The 15,405-nt window shown below is 73.0% G+C and carries 16 protein-coding genes; 6 read left to right on the forward strand and 10 right to left on the reverse strand.

Annotation, left to right across the window (positions count from 1 at the left end):
- Positions 1-22: 22 nt before the first annotated feature.
- From PZB77_RS09655 to PZB77_RS09695, 9 genes are all read right to left on the reverse strand, one after another.
- Positions 23-760 (reverse strand): D-Ala-D-Ala carboxypeptidase family metallohydrolase, encoded by a 738-nt coding sequence (locus PZB77_RS09655; protein WP_275492160.1) that lies wholly within the window; start codon positions 758-760, stop codon positions 23-25.
- Between the two features lie 196 nt (positions 761-956).
- Positions 957-1,595: a peptide deformylase gene (gene def, locus PZB77_RS09660; protein ID WP_275492161.1), complete on the reverse strand. Its 639-nt coding sequence runs from the start codon at positions 1,593-1,595 to the stop codon at positions 957-959.
- A gap of 116 nt (positions 1,596-1,711) precedes the next feature.
- Positions 1,712-2,692, reverse strand: coding sequence for a hypothetical protein (locus tag PZB77_RS09665; RefSeq protein ID WP_275492162.1), 981 nt, complete (start codon positions 2,690-2,692; stop codon positions 1,712-1,714).
- Positions 2,693-2,773: 81 nt separating this feature from the next.
- Positions 2,774-4,102 (reverse strand): HD domain-containing protein, encoded by a 1,329-nt coding sequence (locus PZB77_RS09670; protein ID WP_343299856.1) that lies wholly within the window; start codon positions 4,100-4,102, stop codon positions 2,774-2,776.
- A complete protein-coding gene (locus PZB77_RS09675; protein ID WP_275492163.1) occupies positions 4,099-5,541 on the reverse strand; it encodes an HD-GYP domain-containing protein in 1,443 nt (480 codons plus the stop codon). Before PZB77_RS09675 ends, PZB77_RS09670 begins: the two co-directional genes overlap by 4 nt.
- Before the next feature lie 254 nt (positions 5,542-5,795).
- Entirely contained in the window at positions 5,796-6,116 is a 321-nt protein-coding gene (gene rsrA / locus PZB77_RS09680) for a mycothiol system anti-sigma-R factor (RefSeq protein WP_275492164.1), read from the reverse strand.
- Positions 6,113-6,769 carry a sigma-70 family RNA polymerase sigma factor gene (locus PZB77_RS09685; RefSeq protein ID WP_266708915.1) on the reverse strand — a complete coding sequence of 219 codons (657 nt, stop codon included), beginning with the start codon at positions 6,767-6,769 and terminating at the stop codon, positions 6,113-6,115. Before PZB77_RS09685 ends, rsrA begins: the two co-directional genes overlap by 4 nt.
- Before the next feature lie 371 nt (positions 6,770-7,140).
- Entirely contained in the window at positions 7,141-7,800 is a 660-nt protein-coding gene (locus PZB77_RS09690) for an alpha/beta family hydrolase (RefSeq protein WP_275492165.1), read from the reverse strand.
- 67 nt (positions 7,801-7,867) lie between these two features.
- Entirely contained in the window at positions 7,868-8,683 is an 816-nt protein-coding gene (locus tag PZB77_RS09695; protein WP_275492166.1) for an SOS response-associated peptidase, read from the reverse strand.
- Positions 8,684-8,735: 52 nt separating this feature from the next.
- Between PZB77_RS09695 and PZB77_RS09700 the strand changes: the two genes are divergently transcribed.
- From PZB77_RS09700 to PZB77_RS09725, 6 genes are all read left to right on the forward strand, one after another.
- Positions 8,736-9,449, forward strand: a complete 714-nt coding sequence (locus tag PZB77_RS09700) for a M50 family metallopeptidase (RefSeq protein WP_275492167.1) — start codon at positions 8,736-8,738, stop codon at positions 9,447-9,449.
- Between the two features lie 72 nt (positions 9,450-9,521).
- Positions 9,522-10,862: a 3-phosphoshikimate 1-carboxyvinyltransferase gene (gene aroA / locus PZB77_RS09705; protein WP_275492168.1), complete on the forward strand. Its 1,341-nt coding sequence runs from the start codon at positions 9,522-9,524 to the stop codon at positions 10,860-10,862.
- Between the two features lie 5 nt (positions 10,863-10,867).
- Complete coding sequence (rsgA, locus tag PZB77_RS09710) at positions 10,868-11,884, forward strand: ribosome small subunit-dependent GTPase A (RefSeq protein ID WP_275492169.1); 1,017 nt, start codon at positions 10,868-10,870, stop codon at positions 11,882-11,884.
- A 120-nt stretch (positions 11,885-12,004) separates the two neighbouring features.
- Positions 12,005-12,328, forward strand: a complete 324-nt coding sequence (locus PZB77_RS09715; protein ID WP_275492170.1) for a multidrug efflux SMR transporter — start codon at positions 12,005-12,007, stop codon at positions 12,326-12,328.
- Between the two features lie 63 nt (positions 12,329-12,391).
- Positions 12,392-13,192 (forward strand): histidinol-phosphatase, encoded by an 801-nt coding sequence (gene hisN, locus PZB77_RS09720; RefSeq protein ID WP_275492171.1) that lies wholly within the window; start codon positions 12,392-12,394, stop codon positions 13,190-13,192.
- 219 nt (positions 13,193-13,411) lie between these two features.
- Complete coding sequence (locus tag PZB77_RS09725) at positions 13,412-13,813, forward strand: CBS domain-containing protein (protein ID WP_275492172.1); 402 nt, start codon at positions 13,412-13,414, stop codon at positions 13,811-13,813.
- Between the two features lie 84 nt (positions 13,814-13,897).
- Here PZB77_RS09725 and PZB77_RS09730 read toward each other — a convergent pair whose 3' ends face one another.
- On the reverse strand, positions 13,898-15,367 hold the full coding sequence (locus tag PZB77_RS09730) for a catalase (RefSeq protein WP_275492173.1): 1,470 nt from the start codon (positions 15,365-15,367) through the stop codon (positions 13,898-13,900).
- Positions 15,368-15,405 lie beyond the last annotated feature (38 nt).

Consider the following 15,405-nt stretch of genomic DNA (forward strand, 5'->3'; position numbering starts at 1 on the left):
CCGGCGCGGCCCCCGGAGAGGGTCAGATGCCGCAGCTGGAGGCCGACCAGAAGTGGCTCGGGCCCTGGTTGACGTGCACGTGGTCACCGTGGTCCGGGTAGCCCGGGCCGAGGATTCCGTTGAAGCCGTGGTTACGGGCCTGGAGCGCCATGGTGCACAGCGAGCGCGCGCCCACCCCGAGGTCGACCGCGTCCCCGTACAGGTGGCGGCTGCCCGCCGCTCCGCCGACCGCCGCGTTGCAGGAGGTGGACCGGAAGCCGCTGGTGACGCGGAGCGGCTGGTCGCCGAGGGCGTGCCGCAGCGCCTCCAGCTTCCACATGCTGGTGAGCGCGTTGGCCCTGGCCGTCCCGGCCGCGACCGCCCCGCCCGCCCAGGTGCTGTTGCAGGTGTTCAGCTCCGCGTACGTGAAGTGGACCGGGGTGCAGTCGTCGTCCTGGAGCGCGTAGATCTTGGCCTGGGTGGCCGGGCCCGCGATGCCGTCGGCGGTGAGGCCGTACGCGGCCTGGAAGCGCTTGACCGCGGCGGTGGTGGCGGGCCCGTACGAGCCGTCGACGGCCAGCACCGAGTTGTAGCCGGGGTACCCGGCGACCCGGATCTGGAGCTGGGTGACGTCGCTGCCGGTGGCACCGGAGGACAGGGTGCGGGTGAAGGTGAAACACCCGTCCGCGTGGGCGGTGCCGGCCGTGAGCACGGCCCCGCCCCACGCAAGTGAGATGGTCATGACAAATCCGAGCAGGATGCGTGCGGCGCGCCTGAGCATGTGGGGTGCTCCCTCTCGCGGTGGATGTGATCCCTGCGGAACGTGGGAGTGAGCCTGGCGCAGCGGTCGACGCGCGTCAACTCCCCCTGGGAAAACGTCCGATGACGAACGCCGCACACCGAGGGGCCCGTCCGCCGCGGAACACCGCGGCGGACGGGCCCTCGGCGCCGGCTCTCGCGCCGGCGGCCAAAACGGCTCAGTCGTTCGGGACGACCTCGTAGCGCGGGGTGCCCTCGGCCATCTGCTTCAGCGCGTCCTTGCGGTCCCGCTTGGACAGCCGGTCGATGTAGAGGTAGCCGTACAGGTGGTCCGTCTCGTGCTGGAGGCAGCGCGCGAAGTAGCCGGTGCCCCGCACCTTGACCGGGTTGCCGAGGGCGTCCTGGCCGTGCACGACGGCGTAGTCCGGGCGGGCCAGTTCGGCGTAGGCGGTCGGCACCGACAGGCACCCCTCGTTGGAGTCGTCCAGCACCCGGGCCTCCGGGGGCAGTTCCTCCAGGACCGGGTTGACGACGACGCCCACGTGCCGCACCCCGTCGTCGTCCGGGCAGTCGTAGACGAAGACCTTCTGGTCCACACCGATCTGGTTGGCGGCCAGGCCCACGCCCTCCGCGGTCCGCTGGCTCGCGAACATGTCGTCGATCAGCCGCGCCAGCTCGTCGCCGAACTCCGTGACGTCCCGGCACTCCTTGTGCAGGACCGGATTGCCCACGACCGTGATCGGACGGGAGGTACCGCGTCCGCGGTACGCCGCCTCACGCTCCTCGCAGTCCTCCGTGTCCACGACGAAACCCTCGTCGTCCACGCCGATCCGCTCGTCCGTCTCCTGCTGCGACATGTCCGCCGTACGCCTTCCTGCAAACCGTGAACCGTGAAAACCCGGGAGCCGGGCAGATCCGCACCGGAGAATCGGTGCCCGTACAGCCTACGGGGAGACGGCGCCCGGGAGGACGGTCAGCAGACTTCTTCGAGATCCCGCCACTCGCGGCTGTCCGGGCTGTCGGCGACCCAGCCGTCCAGCAGCCCCCGCACCAGTCCGGCCGGGGCCGCGAGGCCGCACTCGCGCTCGGGGGACCAGAGGCCGCCCGCCGTACGGTGCCCCAGCGGGCCGGGGTGGCCGGGCTCACTGTGGTCGTGCGGGTCGAGGTGCTCGCCGTCGCCCTCGTCGCTCTCCATCCGGCTCTCCGAACAGGAACGGCAGAGCAGCCGCACCGACGAGGACCAGTCCTCGGCGGCGAACCCGGCGTCCGAGGCGAGTTTCTCCAGCGCGTCCCGGTCCTCCTCGGTGGCCGCCTCCAGCAGCACCACCCACGTCGGCACCGGCGAGGGCGCCCACAGCTCGATCTCGTCGAAGACCGGGTAGGCGGGCCCCGCCGCCGTCACCCGCTCACCGTGGGGCACCCCGTCGTGCAGCACGACCTCGCCCCACCGGCGCCCCGAGGACGGCAGCGGGATCGACAGCACCTCGATCCGGGCCGGGTCGAGCCGGCGCCCCCAGACCACCTCGGCCTCACCCTCCGGCGACAGCCGCACCGCGGCGCTGCCCAGCTCCATGCCGGTCGGCTCGGTGGTCGCGGCGCCGTTGCCGGGCACCTTCAGGCCGTACGCCTGCCAGGCGCGGCGGGCCAGCGGCCAGTCCTGCAGCGCGGTCGCGGCGATGCCCACGTTCCACCAGTCCGGTGCGCCGGACTCCCGGTCCAGCAGCGCCACGGCCCGCAGCCCGGCCGACCGCGCCTGCTCCCAATCGTGCCGGAACTTGTGCAGCAGCGCCAGGTTGAACCAGGACTCCGAGAGCCAGGGTTCCAGGTCCGCCGCGCGCGTCAGCAGCGCCCCCGCGTCCTCGTACCGGCCGTCGCCGATGAGCGTGAACGCGCGGTCCGTGGCCTGACGCCACGAGGCGGACGGCCGATGCCGTGCCTTCCCGAAGATCCTCACGATTCCCGCCTGTCCCGACTGGACACCCTCTTCTTTCGCATCCAACCATGCCCGGCCGGACGCCCGCTCATTACCCATGGGTCACCCCGTCCGCACCCGGGGTGGGCCGCCCCGCGCCAGAACCGCGGCCAGCGCCTCGACCACCTGCGGCTGGTAGTCGTGGCCGGTACCGAGCCGCAGCTGTTCCAGGGCCCGCAGAGCCCCTCCCGCGCCTTCCCCGCGCAGATCCTCGTACGCGTTGACCGCACGGACGATCCGCGCGGTCAGCGGCTGCTCCCGGTACGGGTCCGCCTGCCGTTCCACCACCACCGCCACCTTCGCGTCCACCCCGGTCTGCCGCACCACTGCCCCGCCCAGCAGCGCGATCCGGCGCTGTTCGGCCGCGGGCAGCCGGGCGGTGGCCCCGTCCGCCAGCGGGTCGACCAGGGAGAGCTGACCGATGTCGTGCATCAGCGCCGCGTACTCCAGCACGGCCAGCTCACCGCCGCCCAGCCCCAGCTCCCTCCCGACCGCCGTGCAGAGCTCGGCGACCCTGCGGGCGTGACCGGGCGGGGTGTACCCGGCGACCTCGGTGGCCCGGGCCAGCGAGGCGATGGTCTGCCGGTAGGTCGCGCGGACGGCCGCGTACCGGCGGAAGGAGACCTGGGTGAGGAGGAGCGGCACGCAGAGCACCGGCAGTGCCCAGAGCCCGGCGACGGCCACCCCGAGCGCCATCACCGCGCCGGTGGCACAGACCGCCGAACCGATGCCCGGCAGGCCGCGCAGTTCGTCGCGAAGGTGGGTGCCGTACGGATACCGGGTCCGCGCCGCCCGCACGAACGCGGCGAGCACCGCGTCGCAGAGCGCGGTCAGTCCCAGCAGAGCCACCAGGAGGACGGCGTACGCGGGCCCCTCCCCCAGCACCCCGGTGAACTGCTCCGCGTCCCGCAACGGCTGGAAGCAGACGGCGGCGAAGGCCACGGTCAGCACCCGGCGGGCGAGCCGGTCGTGGCCGGGCCCCGGACCGCGGCCGTGCCCGGGCCGGGGGACGGCCGCGAGGAGTTGCGCCACCACGACCACGGCGACCACCTGGAGCACCCCCTGCCCGGTCGGCTCCCCCGCGCTCCGCCCCAGCAGGGCGTACGCGAAGGCCCCGGCGGATCCGAGCGGCGCGGGCTCCCGTTCGCCGGGCAGGCCGCCCCGGCGCACCCCGGCCTCCGGTCCGGCCCCGGCCGGCACCGGACCCGGACCGGTCCGGACGCAGGACCCCAGCTCACCCACCGCGACGAGGGCGCCGAAGGCGAGGGCGTGCCCCGGTTCGGCGACCCCGGACCAGAGGGTGTGGACCACGGCGACGAGCGCCAGCGCGAGGGCGGCGGCGTGCAGGAGGCGAACGGCGACGGGCGCTCCGCCTCCGGGGACGCCCTTCACCGCTCGTTCCCCCCGTCGCCCTCGGCGGACCGGGCCGCCCCTCCCGCGACAGGTGCCTGCCCGCGCGGGGGCGGCAGGGTGGCCTCGTCCGAGGTCACCGCGACCGTCGTCGCCGACCAGCCGTGCTGGTCCAGGGCCCGGACCAGAGCCCGCACCATCAGGGGGTCGAACTGGCTCCCCGCGCAGCGGCGCAGCTCCTCCACCGCGGCGGCCACCGGACGGCCGCGCCGGTAGGAGCGGTTCGAGGTCATCGCGTCGAAGGCGTCGGCGACGGCGACCACCCGGGCGAACTCGGGGATGTGCGCGCCGGCGAGCCCGTGCGGATAACCGCTGCCGTCCAGCCGCTCGTGGTGGTGGAGGATCGCGGCCCTGGCCTCGTCGAGGAAGCCGATGCCCCGCACGATCTCGTGGCCGTACTCGGGGTGGAGTTCGATGACCCGTCGCTCCTCGGGGGTGAGCGGGCCGTCCTTGCGCAGGACACGGGTGGGCACGCCGAGCTTGCCGACGTCGTGCAGGATGCCGGCGAAGCGCAGCGCCTCCACCCGCTCCGGTGCCATGCCGATCTCACGGGCGATGAGGACGGAGGCGCGGCCGACGCGCTCGCTGTGGCCGCGCGTGTAGGTGTCCTTGATGTCGACGGCCTGGACGAGGGCCCGGATGGTGGCCCGGTGGGCGGCGTGCTCCCGGTGGTACTGGGCGAAGACCCAGCAGGAGATGTACATCGGCAGCAGCACGAAGAGCGAGGAGAGCGGGCCGTAGGGGCCGCGCCACAGCACCGCCATCATCAGTCCGGCGAGCGCGTGCACGAGATGCGGCCCGAGCGGGGGGCCCACCAGCCCGTGCCAGGCGTTGCGGAGCGCCACGTGTTCGGCAGGCACCCGGACGGCGCCGTCCAGCAGGGCGAGGACGAGGCTGAAGACGACGGCGGCGGCGCAGGCGGGCAGCAGCACGTACGGGAAGTCGGGCACGGCCCCCCGCTCCCCGCCCGGCCCGGGTGGGCCGCCGAGCGCGGACCGGCCGCCGAGCGCCCCGTAGACCGTGGAGGCCGCCCACACGGTGACCGTGAGCTGCGCGGCCCGCCAGATCCGGCGGGCCGCGGACGGCGGGTGCTCGACCCGGCCGGCGAGGGAGCCGGGCACGGCGACGAGCGCGGCGGCCGAGGGCGGCAGCAGGAAGGCCGCGGCGAGCAGGAACGGGAAGAACGAACCGGAACGGATGGGCATCCGCTCGCCGGAGAAGGGGCAGCGGCCCGGGAGTTCGCCCACGAGATAGAGGGCGGCCAGCAGGCCCAGCGTCCGCCACGCCACCGGGTCCCCGCCGGTGGGTGCGTGCGCCTGCCAGGGCCGGGTGAACTGGTCGAGTACGGGAGCGAGGCAGCCGGCGGCGCAGACCGCCACGACCGCGATGAACACGCGTGCCGCGACCGGTGTTCTCCTCATGTCGCACCCGCCCCCGCATGGTCGATGGAGGCGTCACGCTAGCGAGTAGTCCGGGCGGAGGTGGAGCAACGATCGTGATTAGCGCGTACGGGTGATGCGCCTCCGGGCGCGCGCCGGGGAGGCGCGCGGGAAGAGCGCTGCGCCCGGGGAGGGAGACGGAGAACGGCCGGGAGGCGCACCGCGTCCCGCGCGGTGCGCCTCCCGGCCGTCCTTCCGGCTCCGCCGGCGTGCGTGTCCCGGCGGCGTCGGTCGTGCTATTCGGTGGTGGCCGCCGACCGGTCCGTGTCGCCCAGCGACACGTCCTGGTCCGGCACCGCCTGGCCGGAACGGATCAGATCGATCCGGCCCATCACCTTCGAGCGCAGGTCCGTCGGGACGTCGTCCTGACCGCAGCAGCGCTTGACCAGCTTCTTCACGGCCTGCTCCAGGCCGTACTTCTCCAGGCACGGGGAGCACTCACCGAAGTGCGTCTCGAACTTGGTGCAGTCGCCCTCGGGCATCTCGTGGTCGAGGAACTCGTAGAGGTGGTCGAGAACCTCTGAGCAGTCCGTCTCGTGCGGCTCTCCGCAGCTCATGAGGCCGAGCCTTTCCGATCGTCCGACTCACCGGCGCCGGCGGGAACGAGCCCGCGCTCGCGGGCGTAGTCCTCCAGCATGCCGCGCAACTGGCGGCGTCCGCGGTGCAGTCGGGACATCACCGTACCGATGGGAGTCCCCATGATGTCCGCGATCTCCTTGTAGGCAAAGCCCTCGACGTCCGCGAGGTAGACCGCTATGCGGAATTCCTCGGGGATCGCCTGCAGCGCCGACTTCACGTCGGAGTCCGGAAGGTGGTCGAGAGCCTGGGACTCGGCCGACCGCAGCCCGGTCGACATGTGCGACTCGGCTCGCGCCAGCTGCCAGTCCTCGATCTCCTCGGCGGCGCTGCGCTGGGGCTCGCGCTGCTTCTTGCGGTACGAGTTGATGAAGGTATTGGTGAGAATGCGGTACATCCACGCCTTGAGGTTGGTGCCCTCGCGGAACTGGTGAAAGGAGCCGTACGCCTTCGCGTAGGTCTCCTGGACCAGGTCCTCGGCGTCCGCGGGATTGCGCGTCATGCGCAGGGCCGCGGAGTACATCTGGTCGAGAAAGACGAGCGCGTCCCGCTCGAAACGTGCGTTCCGCTCGTCCGTCGTCTCCTCCGGGCGGCCGTCGTCGGTCCCTGTGTCGTTACCAGTGACCGGACCCACCTCCTCCAACGCTGTTGCGGGGCCGAAACCGGACCCGCTCGCCTCGGAGAATAGTCGACCCTGGTTCCGCGCGTGCGGTCGATCGCTTCCGCCCGGCGCGTGCCCGGGAATGGCCTTCGGCGCGTGCAGCACCGTCCACTCCAGATCCGCGGCGTTCGAGCGACGCGGGCAGATGGTCGAACCCATGCGACGGACTCCCTCTCCACAACCAGATGACGTGTGCGGTGTACCGGAGGTGCCGGCGTACCGATTCCTCGGCGTACCGGGCGCCGATGTACCGAACAACAGCGGTCCCACGGCGCGCATTCCCGGCCGCCGGGCGGCCCGCGGGATGTGAGCGGGGCCACGGCCGGCGCGGGGCCGCAGGGGGGTCAGGTGGGGAGCCGGTCGAGCCAGCCGGTGACGGCGCCGGCGAGGATCTCCATCGTCTGGGCCTCCGTCAGGCCCGACCGCTTGGGCACCGCGAAGCCGTGGTCGCCGTGCGGGACCTCGGCCATCTCGTACCCGCCCGCGGGGAATTCGGCGGGGCGTCCGAAGGGGTCGTTGCCGCCCTGCACCACGAGGGTGGGGACCCCCGTGCCCAGCAGTTCGCCGGCGCGGGACCTCTCGGGGCGGCCCGGCGGGTGGAGCGGGAAGCTCAGCGCGAGGACGGCACGGGCGCCGAGCTCCCCCGCGGTGCGGCAGGCGACCCGCGCGCCGGCACTGCGGCCGCCCGCGACGACCGGCAGGCCGGGGGTGGCGAGCTCGGGCCAGACCGCCCGCCAGCCGGTGTCCAGCGTCTTCGGGGCGGGCGCGACCTTCTTCCCCGCGACCCGCCAGGGCTGCTCCACCAGGGCGACGCTGACCCCGTGCCCGGGGGCGGCCGCGGCGAGCGCCGCCAGGTCGCGGGCCTCGATGCCGCCGCCCGCACCGTGGCCGAGGGCCAGGACCAGGCGGGCGCCGACGGAGGGGAACCAGGTGATCCGGGCCTCCCCCGCCGGGGTGGGAACGCGGACGGGCAGCCCGCCGGGGGCACTGCGATCGGGGCTCATGGGGCCCATCCTGCCCCGGCGGCCCACCCCTCCCGGTCGGCCCACGCGCGCCGGGGACGCGCCTGCCTCAGAAGAGCGTGGGCTCCTCGGGCGCGACCAGTTCCTCCCGGAGCTCGGGCCCGTTGTTGCGGACGTTGCTGACGGCGGTGGCGACGGGGTGGGCCCGCATCAGTCCGCCCCGGGGCGGGGCGATCAGTGCGCGCAGTTCGTCGGTGTCGGTGCGCGCCGGGTCGAGCCAGGCGTCCCAGCGGTCGGGCGTCAACATCACGGGCATCCGGGGGTGGATGTCGGCGAGCGCGGACGGCCCTTCGGCGGGGGCGACCGCCAGCGGGGTGGTCTCGGCCTCGGTGGTGATCACCGAGCAGGTCGTCCACCAGGCCCGCGGGTGGTCCGGGGGAAGGGTGGCGTCGCGCCAGAACTCGTAGAGTCCGGCCATCGCGAAGACGGAGCCGTCGGCGGGGGTCACGAAGTAGGGCTGCTTGCGGGGCCGCTTCTTCCTCCCCTCCTCCTCCCGCTGCCGCTCGTCGGCGCCGGTCATCCACTCGTAGTAGCCGTCGGCGGGCAGCACGCACCGGCGCTGGAGGAACGCCTTGCGGAAGGAGGGCTTCTCGTGGACGGTCTCGGCGCGGGCGTTGATCAGCCGGGCGGCGCCCTCGGGGGTCTTGGCCCAGGAGGGTACGAGGCCCCAGGTGAGGGTACGGAGCTGGCGAACCGGACGCCCGTCCGCCGCGTCCTTCAGGGGACGCTCCAGTACCGCGTAGACCTCCTTGGTCGGAGCCACGTTCCAGTCGGGGGCAAGGGTCTCGACCGGGTCCCACCGCTCCACGTGGAAGAGTCCGGTCAGATCCTCCGGCCGCCGGCTCGCCGCAAAACGTCCGCACATGCCTGCAAGCCTGCCACGCCACCCCGCCCTCACCGCAAGGAGTTCCGGCCGTATGGACAAAGACGAACTGGGCGCCCTGTGGGACCGCGTGTTCGGCACCCAGCCCGCTCCGGAGCAGTGGCTGGTGGTGGTGACCGCAGCGGCGGCGCTCGTCGCGGTCGCACCGAACGCGCTGTGGCGGCTGACCCGGAACTCGATCACCATCGCGCACGAGGGCGGCCACGGACTGGTCGCCCTGCTCACCGGTCGGCAGCTCTCCGGCATCCGGCTGCACTCGGACACCAGCGGGCTGACGGTCAGCCGGGGGAAGCCGACCGGCATCGGCATGATCCTCACCGCCGCCGCCGGTTACACCGCGCCCTCGCTCCTCGGCCTGGGCGGCGCCTGGCTGCTGACCAACGGCCGTATCACGCTGCTGCTGTGGCTGGCCACCGCGCTCCTGGCGGTGATGCTGGTGATGATCCGCAACCTGTACGGGGCGCTGACCGTGATCTTCACGGGCTCCCTCTTCCTGCTGGTCTCCTGGCTGACCTCGGCCGCCGTGCAGTCGGCGTTCGCCTACGCGGTGGTCTGGTTCCTGCTGGTGGGCGGGGTCCGGCCGGTCTTCGAGCTCCAGTCGAAGCGGCGCCACGGCGGCGCTCCCGACTCGGACGCGGACCAGCTGGCCCGCCTGACGGACGCCCCGGCCTGGCTCTGGCTGTTCCTCTTCCACGCGGTGTCGCTCTGCTCGCTCATCGGCGGCGGACGCTGGCTGCTGGGGATCTGATCGCCCCCGCGGGCGCGGGGCGGCACGGCACCGGTCACGCCCTCCGCCCCCTTCCCCCTCTAAAGTGAGGGCATGACCGAACGTTCCGTGCACCCCGCCCTCTGGCCCGCCCCCCACGCGAGCGGCGCCGTCGACGCGACCGTCACCGTGCCAGGATCGAAGTCGGTCACCAACCGCGCGCTGGTCCTGGCCGCCCTGGCCTCCGAGCCCGGCTGGCTCCGCCGGCCGCTGCGCTCACGCGACACCCTGCTGATGGCGCAGGCGCTGCGCGCGATGGGCGTCGGCATCGAGGAGACGGTCTCGTCCAGTTCGGCGGCCGCGGGCGCCCCCGACGTCTCGGGCGAGGCGTGGCGGGTCATCCCCGCCGGCCTGCACGGCCCGGTCACCGTCGACGTCGGCAACGCCGGTACGGTCATGCGCTTCCTGCCCCCGGTCGCGACACTGGCGGACGGCCCGGTCAACTTCGACGGCGACCCCCGTTCCTACGAGCGCCCGCTGCACGGCGTCATCGACGCGCTGCGCGCACTCGGCGCCCGGATAGAGGACGGCGGGCGCGGCGCCCTGCCGCTGACCGTGCACGGCGCGGGCGCGCTGGAGGGCGGTCCGGTACGGATCGACGCCTCCGCCTCCTCGCAGTTCGTCTCGGCCCTGCTGCTCTCCGCCCCCCGGTTCAACCAGGGCGTGGAGGTGCGCCACGTGGGCTCGGCCCTGCCGTCGATGCCGCACATCCGGATGACGGTGGAGATGCTGCGCGCGGTCGGCGCCCAGGTGGACGAGCCCGAGACGGGCGGCGAGCCGGACGTCTGGCGGGTAGCCCCGTCCGCGCTGCTCGGCCGGGACCTGACGGTCGAGCCCGACCTCTCCAACGCCCAGCCTTTCCTGGCCGCCGCCCTGGTGACCGGCGGGCGGGTCACCGTACGGGACTGGCCGGAGCGCACCACCCAGCCCGGGGACGCGCTGCGGGAGCTGTTCACGGCGATGGGCGGTTCGTGCGAGCTGACCCCGCAGGGCCTCACCTTCACCGGTTCGGGCCGCATCCACGGCATCGACGCCGACCTGAGCGAGGTCGGTGAGCTGACGCCGGGCATCGCGGCCGTCGCCGCCCTCGCCGACTCCCCCTCCACCCTGAGCGGTGTCGCCCATCTGCGGCTGCACGAGACGGACCGGCTGGCCGCGCTCACCAAGGAGATCAACGAGCTCGGCGGCGACGTCACCGAGACGGCGGACGGGCTGCACATCCGCCCGCGCCCGCTGCGTGGGGGTGTCTTCCACACCTACGACGACCACCGGATGGCGACGGCGGGCGCGATCATCGGCCTGGCGGTGCCCGGGGTGGAGATCGAGAACGTGGGGACGACCGCGAAGACCCTGCCGGACTTCCCGGACATGTGGACCGAAATGCTCGGGGCCTAGAAGCGATGCGCCGTTACGGGAAGAACCCCGACGAGGACGACATCCGCGTCCGCCCCAACCGCAAGGGCAACCGCCCGCGCACCCACACCCGGCCCAAGCACGAGGACGCCGAGGACGGCATGGTCCTCACCGTCGACCGGGGCCGGCTGACCTGCCTCGTCGAAGGGCGCACGGTGGTCGCGATGAAGGCCCGTGAGCTGGGCCGCAAGGCCGCGGTGGTCGGCGACACCGTGTCGATCGTCGGGGACCTCTCCGGCGACAAGGACACGCTGGCCCGCATCGTCCGCATCGGCGAGCGCCGCTCGGTGCTGCGGCGCACGGCCGACGACGACGATCCGTTCGAGCGGGTGGTCGTGGCCAACGCCGACCAGCTCGCCATCGTGACGGCTCTCGCCGATCCGGAACCGCGCCCGCGCATGATCGACCGGTGCCTCGTCGCCGCGTACGACGGCGGGCTGACGCCGCTGCTGGTGCTCACCAAGTCCGACCTGGCGACCCCCGACAAGCTGCTGGAGGCGTACACCCCGCTGGGCGTGCCGTTCATCGTCACCAACCGGGACGAGCTGGCCGACGGCCACGCGGCGGACCGGGTGCGGGAGAAGCTGAACGGCAAGATCACCGCGTTCGTCGGGCACTCCGGGGTCGGCAAGACCACCCTGGTCAACGCCCTGGTGCCGGAAGACCGGCGGCGGACGACGGGCCATGTCAACGCGGTCACCGGGCGCGGGCGGCACACCACCACGTCCGCGCTGGCGCTGCCGCTGCCGGACGGCGCGGGGTGGGTCGTGGACACCCCCGGCGTCCGGTCGTTCGGGCTGCACCACATCGACCCCTCCCGGGTCATCAACGCCTTCCCCGACCTCCAGCCCGGCACCGAGGAGTGCCCGCGCGGCTGCACCCACGACGACAGCGCGCCGGAGTGCGCGCTCGACGCGTGGGTGGCCGGCGGACACGCCGACCCGGCGCGGCTCTACTCGCTGCGCCGTCTGCTGGCGACGCGCGAGCGGCGCGAAGGCGACTGAGCGGGCCGCGGACCGGTGGCCGCCGCCCCGGCCGCCGCGCGTTCGCGACCGCGCGGCGTCGGTAGGGGCATAATCGCAGCGAGCGAGCGGACCGGTGAGCGAGGCGGAGGACGACGGACGATGGCGTGGCTGCTGGTCGTGGTCGCAGGACTGCTGGAGACCGGCTTCGCCGTGTGTCTGAAGCTGTCGCACGGTTTCACCCGCCTCTGGCCGACGATCGCATTCGCCGCGTTCGCGCTCGGCAGCTTCGGCCTGCTGACCCTGTCGCTGCGCAAACTCGACGTGGGCCCCGCCTACGCGGTGTGGACCGGTATCGGGGCCGCCGGCACGGCGATCTACGGCATGGTCTTCTTCGACGACGTGGTGAACACCTTGAAGCTCGTCTCCATCTCGCTGGTGATCATCGGCGTGATCGGCCTCCAGCTCTCCGGTTCCTCGCACTGACGGCCGTACGGGTGGCGCCGGGGTGCGTGGCCCCGCGGGAACACCGCTGGATACTGTGACGCCATGCCCGACTACCACGATGATCTGCGTCTCGCCCACGTACTGGCGGACGCCGCCGACGCGACGACGATGGACCGGTTCAAGGCCCTCGACCTCAAGGTGGAGACCAAACCGGACATGACTCCGGTGAGCGAGGCCGACACGGCCACCGAGGAGCTGATCCGGGGCCATCTGCACCGGGCCCGCCCGCGTGACGCGATCCTCGGCGAGGAGTACGGGCTGGAGGGCACCGGCCCCCGCCGCTGGGTGATCGATCCGATCGACGGGACGAAGAACTACGTGCGCGGGGTACCGGTCTGGGCGACCCTGATCTCGCTGATGGAAGCGGGCGAGGACGGCTTCCGGCCGGTGGTCGGCGTGGTCTCCGCGCCGGCGCTGAACCGGCGCTGGTGGGCGGCGAAGGGCTCCGGCGCGTACTCGGGGCGCAGTCTCACCTCCGCGACCCCGCTCCGGGTCTCCCGGGTCGGACGGATCGCGGACGCCTCCTTCGCGTACTCCTCACTGACGGGCTGGGAGGAGCAGGGGCGGCTCGACGGCTTCCTCGACCTGTCGCGGGCCTGCTGGCGGACGCGGGGGTACGGCGACTTCTGGTCGTACATGATGGTCGCCGAGGGCGCCGTGGACATGTGCGCGGAGCCGGAGCTCTCCCTCTGGGACATGGCCGCCACCGCGATCGTGGTCCAGGAGGCCGGTGGCAGCTTCACCGGCCTGGACGGCGTCCCCGGCCCGGGCGGGGGCAACGCGGCCGCGTCGAACGGCCTGCTCCACGACGAACTGCTGGGCTACCTCAACCAGCGCTACTGACGCCAATCGCGCCCCAGCCCCGTACCGGCGCTGGACACCGCCCCGATCGGCGGAGCGCCCGGGGCGCCCGGCTGCCACAGGGCGTGCGCGCGCACGCCCTGTGGCAGCTCCGCGCAGCTCTTGTCGGCCCGCGAACGGGGTGCCATTCTGAAAGCCCCCGCTTGTGAACTTGTGAATCGGCTCACGCACGGCCGGCTCACGACAGGAGGTGCCTCCCTCATGCTGGTCCGAGACGCCATGACCACCGTGGTGCTCACCATCGGCCCCACCCACACGCTCCGTCAGGCCGCCGCGCTGATGTCGGCCCGCCGGGTCGGTGCCGCCGTCGTCCACGACCCGGACACCTCCGGTTGCGGCATCATCACCGAGCGCGACATCCTCAACGCGATCGGGCTCGGCCTGGACCCCGACCAGGAGACCGTGTCCGGCCACACCACCGCTGACGTGGTGTTCGCCGCGCCCGCCTGGACTCTGGAAGAGGCCGCCGAGGCGATGACCCACGGCGGCTTCCGGCACCTGATCGTGCTGGACGACGGCGGCCCGGTGGGCCTGGTGTCGGTCCGCGACATCATCCGCTGCTGGGCTCCCGTACGCCGCCGTCCGGCCGAGCTGGCCGGCTGACACTCCTCCCCGCACGCGACGACGGCCGGACTGCCACCTGAGTGGCGCGTCCGGCCGTCGTCGCGGACGGGGCGGGCGAAGGATTCAGGCGCGCAGCGTCCGCACCGCGTCCTCCAGCCTCTTGCCGAAGTCGCCGTCGGCCTGGCGGAAGTTGTTCACCGCGCGCTCGGCGATCTCGTCGCGCGAGACCTTGGCGATGAACTGGGCGAGGTTGTCGACCAGCCGGCTCTTCTCGTCCTCGGTGAGCAACCGGTAGAGGTTGCCCGCCTGCACGAAGTCGTCGTCCTCGGCGTGGACCGGCGCCACGTGGTTACCGGTGACTCCATCGACGGGGGTGGGCTGCCAGAGCGGCCGGCCGGTCTGCGCCGGGCCGCCGAAGCTGTTCGGCTCGTAGTTCTTCGCACCCGCGTGGCGGCCGTCGTAGAGGTAGCCGTCACGGCTGTTGGTCCGCGCCTCGGTGGCGTGCGGGCGGTTCACCGGCAGGTGGTCGGCGTTGATGCCGACGCGGTAGCGGTGCGCGTCGCCGTAGGCGAAGAGGCGGCCCTGGAGCATCTTGTCCGGGGACGGGCCGATGCCGGGCACGAAGTGCGCAGGGCTGAAGATGGACTGCTCGACCTCGGCGAAGATGTTCTCCGGGTTTCGGTTGAGCTCCAGCTTCCCGATCTCGATCGGCGGGTAGTCCGCGTGCGGCCACACCTTGGTGAGGTCGAACGGGTTGAAGCGGTAGGTCGCCGCGTCCGCCGCGGGCATGATCTGCACCTGCACGGTCCAGGACGGGAAGTCGCCGCGCTCGATGGACTCGCGCAGGTCGCGCTGGTGACTGTCCGGGTCCACGCCGGAGAGGCGGTTGGCCTCGTCGGTGGTGAGGTTCTTGATCCCCTGGTCGGTCTTGAAGTGGTACTTGACCCAGAAGACCTCGCCGGCCTCGTTGTTCCACTGGTACGTGTGCGAGCCGTACCCGTTCATGTGGCGCAGGGTGGCCGGGATGCCGCGGTCGCCGAAGAGCCAGGTGACCTGGTGGGTCGACTCGGGCGACAGCCCCCAGAAGTCCCAGACGTTGTCCGCCTCCTGCGAGCCGGTGTACGGGTCGCGCTTCTGGGTGTGGATGAAGTCGGGGAACTTGATGGCGTCCTTGATGAAGAACACCGGGGTGTTGTTGCCGACGAGGTCGTAGTTCCCCTCCTCGGTGTAGAACTTCAGCGCGAAGCCGCGGGGGTCGCGGACCGCGTCGGCGGAGCCGAGGTTCCCGGCGACGGTCGAGAAGCGGAGGAAGGTCTCCGTCTCCTTGCCGACCTCGGAGAGGAACGCGGCGCGTGTCCACCGCGAGACGTCGCGGGTCAGGGTGAAGGTGCCGTACGCGCCGGCGCCGCGGGCGTGCACGACACGCTCCGGGATGCGCTCCCGGTTGAAGTGGGCGAGCTTCTCCAGCAGCGCCTGGTCCTGCACGAGCACCGGACCGCCGACGCCCGCCGTCTCGCTGTTCTGGTTGTCGGCGACCGGCGCTCCGGCCTCCGTGGTGAGCGGTCCCTGCGTCACGTGCGCCTCCTGCGTCATGCAGCCGCACACCCACCGTCTCCCGGTGGCGCACACGG

The organism is Streptomyces sp. AM 2-1-1 (genome assembly GCF_029167645.1).
GTDB lineage: Bacteria > Actinomycetota > Actinomycetes > Streptomycetales > Streptomycetaceae > Streptomyces.

Excerpts from the sequence above, each read along its gene's own strand:
- hisN (WP_275492171.1), top strand. The coding sequence starts at position 12,392 with ATGCCCGACTACCACGATGATCTGCGTCTCGCCCACGTACTGGCGGAC.
- aroA (WP_275492168.1), top strand. The coding sequence starts at position 9,522 with ATGACCGAACGTTCCGTGCACCCCGCCCTCTGGCCCGCCCCCCACGCG.
- def (WP_275492161.1), bottom strand. The coding sequence starts at position 1,595 with ATGTCGCAGCAGGAGACGGACGAGCGGATCGGCGTGGACGACGAGGGT.
- PZB77_RS09715 (WP_275492170.1), top strand. The coding sequence starts at position 12,005 with ATGGCGTGGCTGCTGGTCGTGGTCGCAGGACTGCTGGAGACCGGCTTC.
- PZB77_RS09655 (WP_275492160.1), bottom strand. The coding sequence starts at position 760 with ATGCTCAGGCGCGCCGCACGCATCCTGCTCGGATTTGTCATGACCATC.
- PZB77_RS09675 (WP_275492163.1), bottom strand. The coding sequence starts at position 5,541 with ATGAGGAGAACACCGGTCGCGGCACGCGTGTTCATCGCGGTCGTGGCG.
- PZB77_RS09700 (WP_275492167.1), top strand. The coding sequence starts at position 8,736 with ATGGACAAAGACGAACTGGGCGCCCTGTGGGACCGCGTGTTCGGCACC.
- PZB77_RS09695 (WP_275492166.1), bottom strand. The coding sequence starts at position 8,683 with ATGTGCGGACGTTTTGCGGCGAGCCGGCGGCCGGAGGATCTGACCGGA.
- PZB77_RS09725 (WP_275492172.1), top strand. The coding sequence starts at position 13,412 with ATGCTGGTCCGAGACGCCATGACCACCGTGGTGCTCACCATCGGCCCC.
- rsrA (WP_275492164.1), bottom strand. The coding sequence starts at position 6,116 with ATGAGCTGCGGAGAGCCGCACGAGACGGACTGCTCAGAGGTTCTCGAC.
- PZB77_RS09690 (WP_275492165.1), bottom strand. The coding sequence starts at position 7,800 with ATGAGCCCCGATCGCAGTGCCCCCGGCGGGCTGCCCGTCCGCGTTCCC.
- PZB77_RS09730 (WP_275492173.1), bottom strand. The coding sequence starts at position 15,367 with ATGACGCAGGAGGCGCACGTGACGCAGGGACCGCTCACCACGGAGGCC.
- rsgA (WP_275492169.1), top strand. The coding sequence starts at position 10,868 with ATGCGCCGTTACGGGAAGAACCCCGACGAGGACGACATCCGCGTCCGC.